Annotated in this window: 14 protein-coding genes; 7 read left to right on the forward strand and 7 right to left on the reverse strand. The window is 73.2% G+C overall.

From position 1 onward, the window contains the following. Window positions 1-99: 99 nt before the first annotated feature. The gene (locus tag AB0D10_RS32690; protein ID WP_360262587.1) at window positions 100-1023 is read right to left on the reverse strand and encodes an endonuclease/exonuclease/phosphatase family protein; all 924 of its coding nucleotides are present in this window, start codon (window positions 1021-1023) and stop codon (window positions 100-102) included. 201 nt (window positions 1024-1224) lie between these two features. After that, window positions 1225-2559, reverse strand: a complete 1335-nt coding sequence (locus tag AB0D10_RS32695; protein WP_360262588.1) for an FAD-dependent monooxygenase — start codon at window positions 2557-2559, stop codon at window positions 1225-1227. A gap of 433 nt (window positions 2560-2992) precedes the next feature. Here AB0D10_RS32695 and AB0D10_RS32700 point away from each other — a divergent pair, with 433 nt between their 5' ends. The 6 genes from AB0D10_RS32700 (at window position 2993) to AB0D10_RS32725 (ending at window position 8180) form a co-directional block, all read left to right on the forward strand. Then, window positions 2993-4537 carry a hypothetical protein gene (locus AB0D10_RS32700; RefSeq protein WP_360262589.1) on the forward strand — a complete coding sequence of 515 codons (1545 nt, stop codon included), beginning with the start codon at window positions 2993-2995 and terminating at the stop codon, window positions 4535-4537. A 221-nt stretch (window positions 4538-4758) separates the two neighbouring features. Then, complete coding sequence (locus AB0D10_RS32705; RefSeq protein WP_360262590.1) at window positions 4759-4923, forward strand: hypothetical protein; 165 nt, start codon at window positions 4759-4761, stop codon at window positions 4921-4923. Window positions 4924-5111: 188 nt separating this feature from the next. Then, window positions 5112-5708 (forward strand): XRE family transcriptional regulator, encoded by a 597-nt coding sequence (locus AB0D10_RS32710; protein WP_360262639.1) that lies wholly within the window; start codon window positions 5112-5114, stop codon window positions 5706-5708. A gap of 63 nt (window positions 5709-5771) precedes the next feature. Continuing rightward, window positions 5772-6758, forward strand: a complete 987-nt coding sequence (gene lepB, locus AB0D10_RS32715; RefSeq protein WP_360262591.1) for a signal peptidase I — start codon at window positions 5772-5774, stop codon at window positions 6756-6758. A gap of 293 nt (window positions 6759-7051) precedes the next feature. Continuing rightward, complete coding sequence (locus AB0D10_RS32720; protein WP_360262592.1) at window positions 7052-7426, forward strand: hypothetical protein; 375 nt, start codon at window positions 7052-7054, stop codon at window positions 7424-7426. A 94-nt stretch (window positions 7427-7520) separates the two neighbouring features. Then, window positions 7521-8180 carry a zinc ribbon domain-containing protein gene (locus AB0D10_RS32725; protein ID WP_360262593.1) on the forward strand — a complete coding sequence of 220 codons (660 nt, stop codon included), beginning with the start codon at window positions 7521-7523 and terminating at the stop codon, window positions 8178-8180. Between the two features lie 106 nt (window positions 8181-8286). Here AB0D10_RS32725 and AB0D10_RS32730 read toward each other — a convergent pair whose 3' ends face one another. Then, window positions 8287-9912, reverse strand: a complete 1626-nt coding sequence (locus AB0D10_RS32730) for an LCP family protein (RefSeq protein WP_360262594.1) — start codon at window positions 9910-9912, stop codon at window positions 8287-8289. Window positions 9913-10133: 221 nt separating this feature from the next. Between AB0D10_RS32730 and AB0D10_RS32735 the strand changes: the two genes are divergently transcribed. After that, window positions 10134-10505, forward strand: a complete 372-nt coding sequence (locus tag AB0D10_RS32735) for a hypothetical protein (RefSeq protein ID WP_360262595.1) — start codon at window positions 10134-10136, stop codon at window positions 10503-10505. Window positions 10506-10682: 177 nt separating this feature from the next. Here AB0D10_RS32735 and AB0D10_RS32740 read toward each other — a convergent pair whose 3' ends face one another. The 4 genes from AB0D10_RS32740 to AB0D10_RS32755 all read right to left on the reverse strand — a co-directional run bounded on the left by AB0D10_RS32740 (window position 10683) and on the right by AB0D10_RS32755 (window position 14619). Next, window positions 10683-11657, reverse strand: coding sequence for a ParB N-terminal domain-containing protein (locus AB0D10_RS32740; protein WP_360262596.1), 975 nt, complete (start codon window positions 11655-11657; stop codon window positions 10683-10685). Window positions 11658-12117: 460 nt separating this feature from the next. After that, the gene (locus AB0D10_RS32745; protein WP_360262597.1) at window positions 12118-13530 is read right to left on the reverse strand and encodes a hypothetical protein; all 1413 of its coding nucleotides are present in this window, start codon (window positions 13528-13530) and stop codon (window positions 12118-12120) included. A gap of 45 nt (window positions 13531-13575) precedes the next feature. Then, window positions 13576-13863 carry an acyl carrier protein gene (locus AB0D10_RS32750; protein ID WP_360262598.1) on the reverse strand — a complete coding sequence of 96 codons (288 nt, stop codon included), beginning with the start codon at window positions 13861-13863 and terminating at the stop codon, window positions 13576-13578. 60 nt (window positions 13864-13923) lie between these two features. Further along, entirely contained in the window at window positions 13924-14619 is a 696-nt protein-coding gene (locus AB0D10_RS32755; RefSeq protein WP_360262599.1) for a 2OG-Fe dioxygenase family protein, read from the reverse strand. Window positions 14620-14648 lie beyond the last annotated feature (29 nt).

Below are 14648 nucleotides of genomic sequence, written 5' to 3' on the forward strand. Positions count from 1 at the left end.
CCGCGCGCCCGGTGGACGGGGGCCCTCCCGCGCGCCCGGCGGACGGGCCGGGCGAGGCCGGTCGTCGGGTGGGACAGGGCGGGCCGCACCTCGACGGGATCACAGGTCCAGCTCGACCACCACGGGCCGGTGGTCCGAGATCGGCATCCTGGGCGCCCGCACCGAAACCGGCTGGTGCGCGCCGAGCCCGGCGGCGAGGACGTGGTCGAGCTGCACCAGTGGGCGGTGCGACGGAAAGGTGCGGACGCGGGCCAGCCGGCGCCAGCCGGACCGCGTGGGCGGGACGGCGGACCGGGGCGTCGAGGGCCTCGACGAGGGGAGGAGCCCGGCTGCGCCGAGGGTGGCCGCGGGAACGGCGCCGACGATGTTGAAGTCGCCCAGCAGGAGATGCGGCCGGGGCAGGCCGGCGATCCAGCCCTGCACGGCGAGGAGTTGGCGCACGTTCCAGCCCGGGACGAAGGACAGGTGCAGCGCCACCGCCGTGAACGGGCCGCGCGGCCCCCGCAGGACGGCGGCCAGTGCCACGCGCGGATGGTCGCGGATCACCGTGAGGCCCGCCCGCCCGGCCACCGGCAGCGGCACGGCGACCGGAGGCGCGCCGAACCGCCGGGCCCGCCAGCTCAGGACCGGCAGCCTGGACAGCAGCGCGATGCCGTGCGAGGGAGCCCCTCCGTCGTGCCCCGTGCCCGGCGGGCCGTACACCCGCATTCCCGGTTCGGACCGGTCGCGGGCCCAGCTCCGGCCCGGCACCGCACGGGCGTGGAACGCCGAGGCGTAGCGCCAGTCCACGGCGCCGGTCGCCTCGGCGAGGGCCCGGGCCTGGTCCACCCGGCCCGACCGCAGCTGGAAGCGGTCGAGCTCCTGTAACGCCACCACGTCGGCGTCCAGGGACGCGACGGCGTCGACGAGCGGGTGCACGGTGACGGTGTCGGAGGCCTGCGTCGCCTGGCGGCCGTCGTCCAGGAGCTGCCGCCCGTGCAGGACGTTGAAGGTCGCAAGGCGTACCGGGACGGAGCCGATCATGGTTGGACGGTACAACAGCGCGCCGGGCCGCGAGGGTTGGAGGGTGCACCGGCTCGCTCGTCCCGGCAACTGGCCCGCCCGGCTCGGCCGACCAGGCTGGTCCGCCCGGCCCGGCCGGCACTGCCGGCGCGGAAACTGCTCCGACCGGCCCGGCAACTGCTCCGACCGGTGCGGCCGGTGGATCCGAACCGGCGGCCCGGCTCAGCCCCGCAGGACCGCGCTGAGCACCGACGGGCGGAACAGCAGGGTGGGCGGTTCCACCAGGGACATCACCTCGTGGAAGGCCGCGGTGACCAGCGGGTCGCGGGTGGCGCCGGTCAGCACCTTGTCCAGGAATCGGTGCTGGAGCTTGAGCAGGGTGCCGGACGGCGCGCCCGTGGTGGAGGCGAAGCGGGCGTCCTCGGAGCTGGACATCACCCACGGGTTCTTGGACGCCGCGGCGACGGCACGCCGTGCGTCCCGGGCCGCGGCGTGGCCGATCCCGCCGTGGCGCAGCGCGGTGCGGCGCAGTGCCTGGGCGCAGAACAGGGCGACGGTGACCCCCTGGCCGTACACCGGGTTGAAGGTGCTGGCGGCGTCGCCGACCACCACCAGCCCGTCCGGGGAACTGCGTTCGTAGTGTCGCCGCACGCCCGGGCCGGGGAGGAAGCCGCGCACCTCGCCCGCCGGCTCGGCGTTCCGCAGTGCCTCGCGGAGCAGCGGGTCGCGCAGTCCGGTCAGGTGCTTGGTGAAGCCCTCCTCGCCCGGCTCCGGTTCGGCGCCGCGCATCCCGGCGAGGCTGACGATCCAGCGGTCGCCCTCGACCGGGAGCAGGACGCCCATCCGGGGCGCGTCCGGGGCCTTGGTCTGCAGGTAGACCGCCTGGCCGCCGAGGTCGACGCCGGCCGGGCGGTGGAACAGCCGGGAGGTGTAGGCGACGCCCGCGTCGACCCGCTCCTCGGGCACCGGGCGGCAGCCCAGTTCCGTCAGCCACGTCGGAACCGAGGTCGAGCGGCCCGCCGCGTCCACCACCAACTCGGCGTGGACGTCGCGGACGTCACCGCGTTCCGGGCCCCGCTCGCGGACCTTCACCCCGGTCACCGCCGCGGCCGAGCCGAGCAGGCCGACCACGTCGGTGCCCTCCAGGAACTCGATCGTGGACTCGGTGCGGACCCGCTCCAGGACGAGCTGGTCCAACACCGGGCGCGTGCACGAGAGGAAGGCCATCCGTGCCGGGTACTCCGCCATCCACCCGGCGGAGCTGAGCCACTTGACCTCCGAGGTGGTCACCCGCAGCGCGCCCGCGGCCATCAGTTCCTGCTTGATCCCGGGCATCATCTCCTCGAGCGCCCGGTGCCCGGCCTCCAGCACCAGGTGCGCGTGCCGGCCCTGCGGCACCCCCGCCCGGAACGCGGCTTCCGCCGGGTAGCGGTCCCGCTCCACCACGACGATCCGCTCGGCGTGGCCGCGCAGCGCCCACGCCGCCACCAGGCCGGCCAGCCCGCCGCCGATCACCACCGCCGTGCCCCGCCCTGGGGCCCTCTCCGAAGAAGTCATGACACGTAGCGTAGTGGCGCGGGCGGAGCTGCGTAATTGCTTCACCTGGACGAACGCCGGGCGCCCCGGGCGCTGTTGACGTCCGGTCGAGGTCGAGGTCGAGGTCGAGGTCGAGGTCGAGGTCGGGGCTGTGGTCGGCCTCGCGGTGGCGGGGTGTCGGACGCGTCCGGCGCGGTCCGGTGATCGCCGGGCACCGGAGCCGGTCGCTAAGGAAACGTCAAGAAAAGTGCCCGGCGGCGTCAAGGAGGCGTCAGGGGCGCCGTGCGGCGGATGCCGCGGCACTAGTGTCGCGCGGCGGAAGAGAGAGCGGCAGAGAGAAACGGTTCTGCGTTCGGGTCCGTTCGGTGCGCGCCCGGTCCATCCGGTGTGCCCGGATCATCCGGTGTCCGGACGTCCCGGCAGACCGTGCCACGGGGGAAAGGGACGTGCGGTCATGACGACCTCCACGGAGCGCAGGACGGCCACTTCGCAGGAACAGGCCCCGGAGGTGGCGTCGGAGGGGGCGGACCCCGCTCCGCCCGGCGCTCCGGTCCGTTCCGGCGGTTTCGGTGGCCTCGGCCGCCACCTCCGGACGGTCGGCAGCCGTGCGCACTGGACCACCCCGCGCCTGGTGCGCGGCCTCACCGCGCTGAGCCTGGCCACTCTGCTCGGCCTGGGCGCCACCGCCACCGTCGTGCTCGCCGGGGCCCGCGACGGCACCGACGCCATCGGCCACCGGGCCGCCCCACAGGCCACCCGCGCCGCCGACCTCTACTTCGCGCTCAGCGACATGGACGCCCAGGCTGCCGACCTGCTCCTGGTAGGCGCCGACCCCGACTACACGACGCTGCGCAAGCAGACCCTGGACACCTACGAGCAGCGCCGCGCCCAGGCCGACGACGACCTCCAGCAGGTCGCCCGCGCGGCAGCCGACGACCCGGCCGGACAACGTGCCGTCCGACTGGTGCTCGACCGGCTCGGCAGCTACGAGGCCCTGGTGGCCCGGGCGCAGCTGCTGGAGGACCAGGCCGGGGCGCCCGCCGGCCAACCCTCGCCGGCCGCACTGGAGGCCTACCGGCAGGCCACCGACCTGCTGCGCCAGCAGCTGCTGCCCGCGGCCGACCGCGTCACCGTCGCCAACGACGCCTCCGTCGGACGCGTCTACCAGCAGCAGCGCGATGCCCTGGGCAGCGGCCGGTGGTGGCTGCTCGCCGTCGGCCTGGTCACACTCTCCGTGCTGCTGGGGCTCCAGCGGGCCCTGGCGCTGCGATTCCGCCGGGTGGTCAACCCGGCGCTGGCCGCCGTCACGCTGCTGACCGGCGTGGCGCTGGTGATCGGGCTGAACCTGACGGGCCGGGCCGAGGACCACCTGGTGACCGCCAAGAGCAACGCCTACGACTCGGTGGCAGCGCTCAGCCGGGCCCGCGCCGTCGCGTTCGACATGAACGCCGACGAGAGCCGGTACCTCATCGACCCGACCCGCGCCGCCGCGTACGAGCAGACCTTCGTCGAGCAGACCCAGGCGATCGCCCGCATCGAGGGCGCGACCCTGGCGGACTACAACACCCGGCTGGCCGATGACGCCGCGCGGCACCGCGCCGACCACGCGGTGATCCCCTTCGGCGGCTACCTCGGCAGCGAACTGCACAACATCACCTTCCCCGGCGAGCGGGACGCCGCCGAGCACGTGCTGGACACCTTCCAGCAGTACCAGCTGACCGACCGCAAGATCCGCGAGCTGCGCGCGGCGGGGAAGGTCAAGGAAGCCGTCACGCTCGACACCGGGCTCTCGAAGGGGCAGTCCAACTACGACTTCGAGCAGTTGGGCAACGCGATCGGGGACACCATCGCGATCAACTCCGGAGCGATGGACCGGGCGGTCGCCGAGACCGACGGCGACCTGGACGGCACCACAGCGGCCCTGGCGGCGGGCGCGCTGGCGGTAGCGCTCGCCCTGACCGCGATCGGGGTGCGGCCCCGGCTGCGCGAGTACCGGTAGTCCGGACGCCCCGGCCACCGCTGACCGTCGCCTGTCGGACGTCCGCCCCGTCGCCTGCCGGATGTCCGCCCGGCGGCCCGCCGGACGCCGGCCTGCCGGCCCCGTGCCGACCGTTGCGGACCCTCACCGGCCGGTGACAACTCGGCCTCGTTCCAACGACGTTCGGTGGTAGCGCCGGTGTTGCCGGGCAGCCTTCCCACCCGACGAGGGAGGAGATCCGGGTGGTGCGGGCGGTCGTACGGATCGTGGTGGCGGCGGTGGCGATCGGCCTGCTGCTGGGCGGAGGGGTGAGCGTGCTGCTGTTCGCCTTCACCGACTGGTTCGACCCGTTCGGGCAGTGGGTGCACGAGCACGGGTTCCTGGTGTGGCGGTCCGGCCGGCCCTGACCGGTCGTGCCGGGCTCCCAGGCTCCCGGGGCCGGTCGGCCGGCCGGGGTGCGGAGGCGGGTGACCACGGGGGAGGGCTCGACCGGGTGGGCTGCGCCGGGAGAGCCCCGCCGGGAGGGGCGCGCGGAGGCGGCCTCACCCAGGTGCCGGATTGACAAACACCCTTGCCGTACCGGCACATGGCAGACATGGTCGACGAAGAGTTCGAGAACGTCCTCACCACGGTGGGCCTCCGGCTGCGGGCCCTGCGGCGGGAGCGCGGCACCACGCTCGCCAAACTGGCCGCCGCGACCGGCATCTCGCTCAGCACCCTGTCCCGGCTGGAGTCCGGACAGCGCAAGCCGACCCTGGAGCTGTTGTTGCCGTTGGCCCGGGAGTACCGGGTGCCGCTGGACGAGTTGGTCGGCGCCCCGGCCACCGGAGATCCGAGGATCCACCCGCGCCCGGTGACCAGGAACGGTCAGACGATCATTCCGCTCACCCGTCACCTGGGCGGGATGCACGCGTTCAAGCACATCCTGCCGCCCGGCCGGAACACCGAGCCCGAGCCGGAGCTGAAGGTCCACGAGGGCTACGAGTGGTTGTACGTGCTGTCCGGCCGGCTGCGGCTGGTGCTCGGCTCCCGCGACCTGGTGCTGACGGCCGGTGAGGCCGCCGAGTTCGACACCCGCACCCCGCACGCGTTCGGCAACGCGGGGTCGCAGCCGGTGGAGTTCCTCAGCCTCTTCGGGCCGCAGGGCGAGCGCATGCACGTCAGGGCGCGCCCGGGAACCTCTGTTCGGTAGGTTCGTTCCTGACAGGGGGTCTTCGTGGTGACTCCCGTCGGGCCGTCGGGAGGGGCCGAGGAAATGAGTGTGCAGCAGAGCGCGGAGTCCGGCGAGAGCGGCGGAGCCGGGGAGTGCGACCGGGCCGGGGACGGCCGGGCAGGCCCGGGTGCGGGTGCGGGCCCGGCCACGGCCCCGAACGCGGCCCCCGGCCCGGGCCCGGTCACGCCCCCCGGTGCGGCCCCGGGGCCGGTCGCGGGGGAGGAACCGGACAAGGGGACGAAGCAGCCGCGGAAGAAGCGCCCGTTCTGGCAGGAGCTGCCGATCCTGCTGGTGATCGCCCTGCTGCTCTCGCTCGGGATCAAGACCTTCTTCGTGCAGGCCTTCTCCATTCCCTCCGGCTCTATGGAGCAGACCCTGGCCATCGGCGACCGGGTGCTGGTGGACAAGCTCACCCCGTGGTTCGGCGCGAAGCCCGAGCGCGGGGAGGTGGTGGTCTTCCGCGACCCGGGCGGCTGGCTGGAGGGCGCGCCGACGTCCTACGGCGACTCCTTCACGGGTTCCGTCCAGAGGGCGCTGAGCACCGTCGGTCTGATGCCCTCGGCGGACGAGAAGGACCTGATCAAGCGGGTGATCGCGGTCGGCGGGGACACCGTGCAGTGCGACGCGGGCGGCCCGGTGAAGGTGAACGGCGTCGCGCTGGACGAGCCGTACCTGTTCCCCGGTTCGACGCCGTGCGACAACGACCCGGTCGGCACCATCACCGTGCCCAAGGGCAAGCTCTGGGTGATGGGCGACCACCGCAACAACTCGCGGGACTCCCGCTGGCACCACAACGTGACCGGGGACGGCTTCGTGCCGGTGGACAACGTGGTCGGCCGGGCCTTCGTGGTGGCGTGGCCGCTGTCGGACTGGTCCACCCTGCCGGTGCCGGACACCTTCGACAAGGTGCCGGCCGGGGCGGCCGGAGCCCCGGTCGAGGCCCCGCCGGCGCCGGCGGCGCTCGCGCTGGCCGGGGTCGTGCCGGTGGCGCTGTGGCGGCGTCGACGGGCTGCCCGCAAGGGACGCTGAGCCCGAGCCGGAACGGTCCGGCCCGAAGCGGCCGGACCCGGTGGGACCGTCCTGGCCCGGTCCATCTTGATCCGTCCTGACCCGATCCGACCTGATCATCCTGACCCGACCCGACCCGACCCGACCCGGTCCGGCCCTGCCACGGCCGGATCGGGTCGATCGGCTTCGGCGGAACCCCTCCCGCCGTTCTCTACACGCCTGTAGAGTCCAGGAGGTGTGCTGCACCCCCGGTCGCGACGGCCGCCCCGCACCGGGTGACCGCCGCGACCGAGGCCGGGTCGGGAGGCGGAGCCGTGATGGAGAGTCAGTGCGGTCCCCGGAGCGCCGGGGAGACCGCGGACCGGGTCGGCCGTGAGGGCCCGGTCGACGGGGAGTGTCGGACCGACCGGGAGGGCCGCGAGGCCCGGGAGGGCCACGAGGTCGTGGACGCTCCGGAGCCCCGGGACGGCCGGGTGGACCCGGCGGAGCACGACGTCCGGTGGGTGTACCAGCCGGTGGAGGTGGACCTCGGCGACGGCAGCTGGGCACTCGGCCGGATCAGCGGCTGGTGGCAGGACGCGGCCGGACGGCGCTGGTGCCGCCTGCGGGTCGGCCGCAGCGGTCGGCCCGCGTGCTGGGAACGGTTCGACCCGGCACGGGTGTTGCTGCTGCCGGTGTCGGGGATGTGAGCGTTCGGGCCGGGGAATGCGGAGGAACCGTTCGGGACGCCCGGTCGTCCCTGGGAGCGACCGCCGACAGGCCACTTCACGGACCGAGGACGACGTGAGTTCGGAGATCTACTTCAGCAACAACTACCGCGACCTGTGCGAGCAGCACGGCACCGGCGCGGGCTTCCAGTTCGAGTTCTACTGCTACCGCTGCTCGGACACCTGGCGTTCACCGTTCGAGGCGTTCCGGACCGGTCAGGTGGCCGGATGGATAGGCAAGGGCGTCAGCGCGGCCTGGAACCTCATCGGCGGCAGCGCCAACACCATCAGCAACGCCGCCGACGGCCTGGCCGGCCACACCTGGGGCACCTCGCGGGACGAGGCCTTCCAGCGCGCGATCGCCAACGCCCAGACGCACTTCAACCGCTGCGCCCGGTGCACCCACTACGTCTGCGGCCGCTGCTTCGACCCGGCGCAGGGCCTCTGCTTCAACTGTGCGCCGGACACCGCGGCCGAGGCGCAGGCGGCGCAGCACCGAGGCCTCAACGACGCGGTCACCGACCGTGCGTACAAGGCCGGTCAGCAGTCCGGTGCCGGGTTCGACGTCAACACGCCGCGTCAGCTGGTCTGCCCGCAGTGCCGGACCGAGACGCACGGCACGCCGTTCTGTCCGGGCTGCGGCTTCCGCCTGGCACAGCCCGTCCAGTGCACGGGCTGCCACCGGGACGTCCCGGACGGTGCCGCGTTCTGCCCGTCCTGCGGGGCGAGACGCTGACGCGGTCGAGGGTGCGGGTGGCGGGGCGTTCCCGGGACCGGTCGGTCCGGGTGCGCCCCGCCGTCGTGTGACGGGCGGGCCGTGTGCGCGGGGTGGGCCCGCGGGCTCAGCCGTACGAGACGTTGGCGCAGGGGTCGTCGTCCGCCGAGCGGGCGGTGCCGCTGACGCTGGTGGGCAGCGGCGCCGGGGTGGCGCCCGCGGCGGCGGTCGCCGGGTTGGCGGCGGCGAAGTCGTGGCCGAGGACGACGCTGATGCCGCGGCTGCCGGGCTGGACGCTCGCGCCCGGGAACAGCTTGGCGACCGCCTCGGCCGAACCGCGCTCGCCGGTGCCGTACTCGACGACGGTGGTGGTGCGGGCCTTGCCGGTCGCGTTGCCGACGGTGGTGACGGTGTACCCGGCGCCCTTGACGGCTTCCGCGGCCTTGCCGCCGAGCCCGGCCTCGCCGGTGCCGTTGAGTACGGAGACCTTGATCTCGGCGGCCTTGGCGTCCGGGGTGGCGGTCGGGGTCGGCGTGGCCTCGGCGGTGGGGGTGGAGCCGGCAGCGGGTGCGCTCGCGTCCTGGCCGTCGATGGTGCGGTCGGCCTTGAGGGCGGCCCACAGCTGGTCCACGTCGGGGTGGACCAGGGCGACCCGCGGTCCTTCGTAGCGCCACGGCGTGGTCAGGAACTTCACGTCGTGCAGGTCCACGTCCTTGAGGGACATGGTGAAGTCGAGCAGCTTGGCGGCCGAGCCGAGGTCGGGGTCGACGGTCAGCGACTTGGTGGCCGCGTCGGCGAGCGGCAGCAGGGTGGTCGGGTCCATGCCGCGGGATTTGACCTGCTTGATGAGGGAGGACAGGAAGGCCTGCTGGCGCTTGGTGCGGCCGATGTCGGAGCCGTCGCCGATGCCGTGGCGGACCCGGACGTAGTCGAGTGCGGCCTGGCCCTCGACCTTCTGCTTGCCCTTGGCGAAGATCAGTTTGCCCTTGTGGCCCAGGTTGGGGTTGAGGTCGCCCTCGTGGATGTCGTTCGGCAGGCAGACCTCGACGCCGCCGACCGCCTTGGTCATCGAGGCGAAGCCGTTGAAGTCCACCACGATGGTGTGGTCGACGCGCAGGTTGGTGAGCTTCTCGACGGCGTTCTGGGTGCAGGCCGGGTTGCCCTGCGCGGTGTCGCCCACCGAGAAGGCGCTGTTGAACATCGCATTGGTCTGTTCCTTGGTCCACTTGCCGTTGGGCAGCTTGCACGACGGGATCGTGACCAGGGAGTCGCGGGGGATCGAGATGCCGACGGCGTGCTTGTGGTCGGCGTAGACGTGCAGCAGGATCGCGGTGTCCGACCGGGCGCCGCCGTCCCCGCCGCCGCCGAGGTCGCTGTTGCCGTTGCCGCGGCTGTCCGAGCCGATCAGCAGGACGTTCACGGGGGTACGGCCCTGGGCGTCGGGGGCCGCGGCGTCCGGACGGTCCTTGCTGACGGCGTCGCGGTCGAAGGTGGAGAGGTTGCTGTTCAGGCGGTAGTAGAGGGCGCCGCCGCCGAGGAGCACGAGCGCGGTGCAGCCGGCGGTCACCCAGAGGACCTTCTCCTTGGTGCTGCGCTTGGGCTTCTTCTTCGCTCGGCCCGCCGGGCGGCCGTCCGCTATGTCTGCTGTGTCCTTCTCGCCCCGGTTCGGAGCGGCGTTTCGGCCCGCCGCCCGGCGTCCGCCCGCCCGGCGCGGCGAAATTTCGGCGTCAGGGGAACCCTTGCGGCCAGGCACGTCGTCATCCTCCACAGTTGCCACGGAACCCCCGTCGGAGCGGTGGGCTCGCGTGGCTCGGGGCCGGAGCCGATCCGGGCGGGGCCCGTCGCTAAACTTTTACACCGCTGTAGAACTTCAGTGGAGCATACTAGGCGCGGATGAGAAAACCACCTGGTCAGACCATGAGAATTGGCTGACCGGGCTCGCCCGCGCAGCCCCGAACCCGTACGAGGAGCACGATGACTCACCGGATCGCACGTTCGATAGCCGGCGCCCTGGTGGCACTGCTGGCCGCCGTCGGCCTGACCGCCGCGGCGTCGAGCGCGACGGCGGTGGCCGCACCCCGAACCGTCGCGGCCGCCGCGCCCGCCCCCGCCGCCCCGGCCGCGGGCACCGCCGCCCAGGGTGCCCGGTCGGTCGCCTCGTCCGTCGCCCCGTCGAGCGCCGACGCCGCGCACCTCGCGGCCAAGGACGACAAGAAGAAGAAGGGCTTCTTCGCCAAGCTGGGCAAGTTCCTGCTGGTCGTGATCATCCTGATCGTGCTGTTCTTCGCGCTCCTGATCTTCGGGATCATCTACGCCGCGAAGCGGATCTTCAGCCGCCGCAAGTAGGCGGACGGGCCCGTCGACCCCGGGTGGCGGGAGCCGTCGGGCGCGGGCGACCCTCACGCCGGCCGCGCGTACGACGAGCACCGCGCGTACGACGAGCACCGCGCGTACGACGACCACCGCGCGGCTCCGACTTCGGAGCCGCGCGGTGGTCTGTTTCCGGACGCCCGTCGGGCCGGGTCAGCCGGTCCTCGGAATGTCCCGGCACTCCTGCTGTTGTTCCACGTCGTCGGCGAATTCGGCCCACCAGCGGCTGCAGCATTTCGCCATGTAGGCGATGCGGGCCTTGTTGTGGGCCGGTAGCGATCTGATGAGACTGGCGCGCTTCTCCTGGCTGATGGCGTGGAAGCTGAGCCAGCGGAGCAGGAACCGGCCGCTGCCGGTCAGGCGCAGCGACGGGTCCTTCTGCAGGCTGGTCAGGTCGGAGACGTAGGACCCGTCCATCGGGTCGGGGCCGGTGGCGGGGGCCGCGGTCCGGTCGAGCGGTCCGGCCGCGGCGCCGGTGGTCGGGCGCGAGCCGGGTAGGAACCTGGCCGGAAGGGGGCCCTCGCCGCGGCCGAGGCGGTTGCGGACGTCCCGGGCGGTCCCCACGGAGATCCCGGCGCGCTTGGCGATCTCGCGCAGGCTCAGGTGCGGCTCGGCACTGATGATCTCGCCGGCGCGCAGCCGGCCGGCCGAGCTGTTCAGGGGACGGACCCGTCCGTCGCGACCGATCCTGGCCTGGTCCTCGGGCCGGTGGTCGGGTCGCGAGCGGGCTCGGATCCGGGCCACGGTGGGGGCGCTTAGGCCGGTCATCCGGGCGATCGCCCGGTCCGACCAGCTGCCGCCGGAGGCGAGGATGCGGGTGGCGGCGGACTCGCGGTCGGAGAGGGAGAGCGGCAGTCCGTGGGTCACGTTCAGCTGGACGGCGCGGATGAACGCCTCCAACTCGGTGCCGTCGAAGTACTTGACGGGTACCTCGGAGTCACCGCGGGACTGGGCCACCCTCAGCCGGTGCATCCCGTCGATGACCCGCATCGATCCGCGGTGCACCAGGATCGGCGGGAGGGCGGCGTCGGATTCGGCCAGGAGTCGGATGTGGTCGGGGTCCTCGCCGTCGAGTCGGGGGGAGTCGGCCGGCCGGAGCCGGTCGATCCGGACGGTCTCCACCGTCATGTTCCAGGAACGGCGAGCGATCAGTACGGCACTGTCTGTCGTGGGGGTCGAACGCCCTTCGCTGAGCAATTTCACCTTCACAGGACGAGTGGAAACCGCAGGGGACGTTAATCGGTGGTTTATTCTGCCCGAATGCGGCCGTAAGTCGGTTGGGGCGACCTGCGGCAAAAGTGAGGCAACTTCCGGGGCCTCCGGGCGTGATTCACCTCCTTATCGGAGCGTATTTGCGGGGCATAGGCATGTCAAGAGAGATCGACGCCGGGCGGCGCCGGACGTGATTTGCGCTGGTGGGCGGCGTCGGCCGGGAGTGGCGACGGATACCCAGCAAATTTCGCCGCCAAACCGGCATGATCCGGCCGGTCGAGTTCGGGCGAATCGCGCGGGTTGCGCGGGTCCGGAGATATCACGGGAAGATCTCGGCGTGTTGGGGGAATAAAATGCGAATGGTTGCCCGGGCCGATCAGTGCCGGTCGGCCGCGTCGCCGCCCGGGGAGGCCTCCTGGTGGAACACGCAGCCGACCCACCCGCCCGCGGCCTCCTTGATCACTCCGGCCTGCGGGTCGGTGCTCGCCCGCAGGTAGCAGCCGCCGTACCCGTCCGAGCCGGTGACCGACGGGTCGGTGACGAACACCCCCCAGTTCACGTGGAACGCCCGCTCGCCGCCGTCCGTCGCCGGGAACACGTCGGGGACCGGCGTCACCCGCCGCTGCAGGACGTACGGTCCGCCGACCGCCCGTCGGACGCGGTCGAGCCACTCCGCGGGCGGGACGGTCCAGCCGGGCACGACGCCGATGCCGCTGTGGGAGAGCACCGGCTTGAGGACGAGGTTCCGTTGCTCGGCCCGGGCGTAGGCCTCCACGTCGCCCGTCGAGCCGTCCGGCAGGCGGACCCGCGGCCGCAGGAAGCGGGTCCACGGCAGGAGGCGGTCCAGGCAGGCGCGCTCGGCGGCGTCGAGGACGTCGAGGTGGCGGTCGTCGGACAGCAGGGCCAGAGCGCCCTTGTTGCCGTAGAGCTCGGCGTCCAGTCGGCTGATCAGCCGGACCGCGCCCGACTCGACGGTGCGCAGCAGCGGCTCCAGCAGGGCCTCGTCCTGCGGGGTGCGGACCTGTTCGATCAGGAACATCCGCAGCACGGCGTCCACCGGCCGGCCGTGGACCTCCAGCCGGCCCGAGTGCTCGACCAGCTCCCCCACGTGGCAGGGCACGGCCTCGATCCCCGCCTCGTCCAGGAGCGACGCGAAGACATGCAGCCACAGCTCGTACGCGGCGAACCTCGTCGGCCAGTCGGCCAGCGCCACCACCGGTCGCTCGTGCGGCGGACCGCACTCGGCCCGGACGGTCGCGACGAGGTGCTGCACGGTGTCGACGTAGCCGAGCCCGTGGTCGGCGGCGAACCGGGCCAGTGCCGGGTGGCCGAGCAGGGCCCGGTTGAGCAGGGCGTTGTTCGCCCCGCCGAGGGCGCTGGAGATGTTCAGCTCCAGCAGCCGGAAGCCCTCGGCGGCGCGGAACAGGTCCGCGCGGGCCAGCCGTGTCGACGGCGGCCCGGACGCGGCACGGCGGGCGAGCCGCGCCTGCGGGGCCGTCACGCCGAGGGCCTCGGCCAGGGCGCCCGGGTCACCGTCGAAGCTGCGCTCGGGCAGTTCGGTCAGCAGGCGGTAGACCGTGCCCAGGTCCTTCGCCAGCGCGGCCCGTTCGGTGGCGGAGAGGAAGAGCGGCGCGGGGAGGAACTGCCCGCGGTAGGTGATCCGCAGCAGCCGGTTCCCGTCGGCCTCCCGGGTCAGGTCCTCCGCCCGGACCCCCTCGCGGGCCAGGTGCTCGCGGTAGGCGCGGCCCAGGCCGGAGCGTCCGGGCGCGCCGAAGTGATCGATGTCCATTCCTGTTTCCCCCGTCGGTGGTGCTCGTCTGCGGTCGGCGGCCGCTCAGGCCCGGCCGCCCTCCGTCAGGCTCGGCCGGGGCGGGGCGGGCGGCGCCGACCGGAGGGCCTCCGTCAGCCGGGACACCGTCGGCGCCTCGATCACGGTCCGGACGCTGATCGCCAGCCCGAAGACGCTCCGGATCCGGTTGACCAGCCGGAGCGCGTCCACGGACCTGCCGCTGAGGGCGAAGAAGCTCTCCTCGTCGTCGACCCGGTCCAGTTCGAGGACTTCGCACCAGATCCCGCGGACGAGCTCGGTGGTGGGGGCGGGCGTGGGGTGTGCGGGGCTCATGGCTTCGGTCTCCGTCGACAGGGCTTCGAGGGCAGGGCGTCGAAGGCGCGGGGCGCTGGGTCAGCAGAACTCGAGGAAGAACATGTCGCGGTGCCCTTCGACGGCCGGTGGGGCCGGCCGTACCGGCGACGCGGAGTGCAGGCAGGTGCGGTCGTCCAGGAAGATGAACTCGCCCGGCTCGGTCAGGGTGTGGGTGAGCACCGGCGTGCCGGAGTTGTCGTACAGGGTGCTGGACCCGCCGGAGACGCCCCGGCGCGCGACCAGCATCATGACGATGTGCTCCACGCCGTCCCGGTGGAGGCCCTCCGGGGTCGGGTTCCCGGGCTCCGTCCCGGACGCGGTGATCCGGTGCTGGTGGATGTTCACCCGGCGGATCGCGGGCGCCGGCCGGTCACCGGGCGCGGTCCGGGCGATGTGCCCGGCGAAGCGGTCCAGCAGCCGGCGGACCACGACGGTGTCCAGCAGCCCGGGGTCGACCGGCTCGAACCGGCGGACGACGCCGCCGTTCAGCCGGTTGATCGCCTTGCTCTGCAGAAAGCCCTCGTGGTCGAGTCGCCGGACCGCGCCGCCGTCGAGGTCGTGCGAGATCGTGGCGTATTTCCGGCGCCGATACGTCCCCCCGTCCCCCATGTGTGCGTCGAGTGGCAGATCCTCCCAGAACCGGCTGAATGCGGCCCAGTCGTCGGAATGCCAGAGCGGATCGTCGCGAACGTTGCCAAGCGAAAAGACCGGCTCATCCATTCGGCCCAGACTCATCACGGGCCGAGGCGCTGTCAAGGGCCGTC

It is taken from the genome of Kitasatospora sp. NPDC048545, from assembly GCF_040651155.1.
Taxonomy (GTDB): domain Bacteria; phylum Actinomycetota; class Actinomycetes; order Streptomycetales; family Streptomycetaceae; genus Kitasatospora.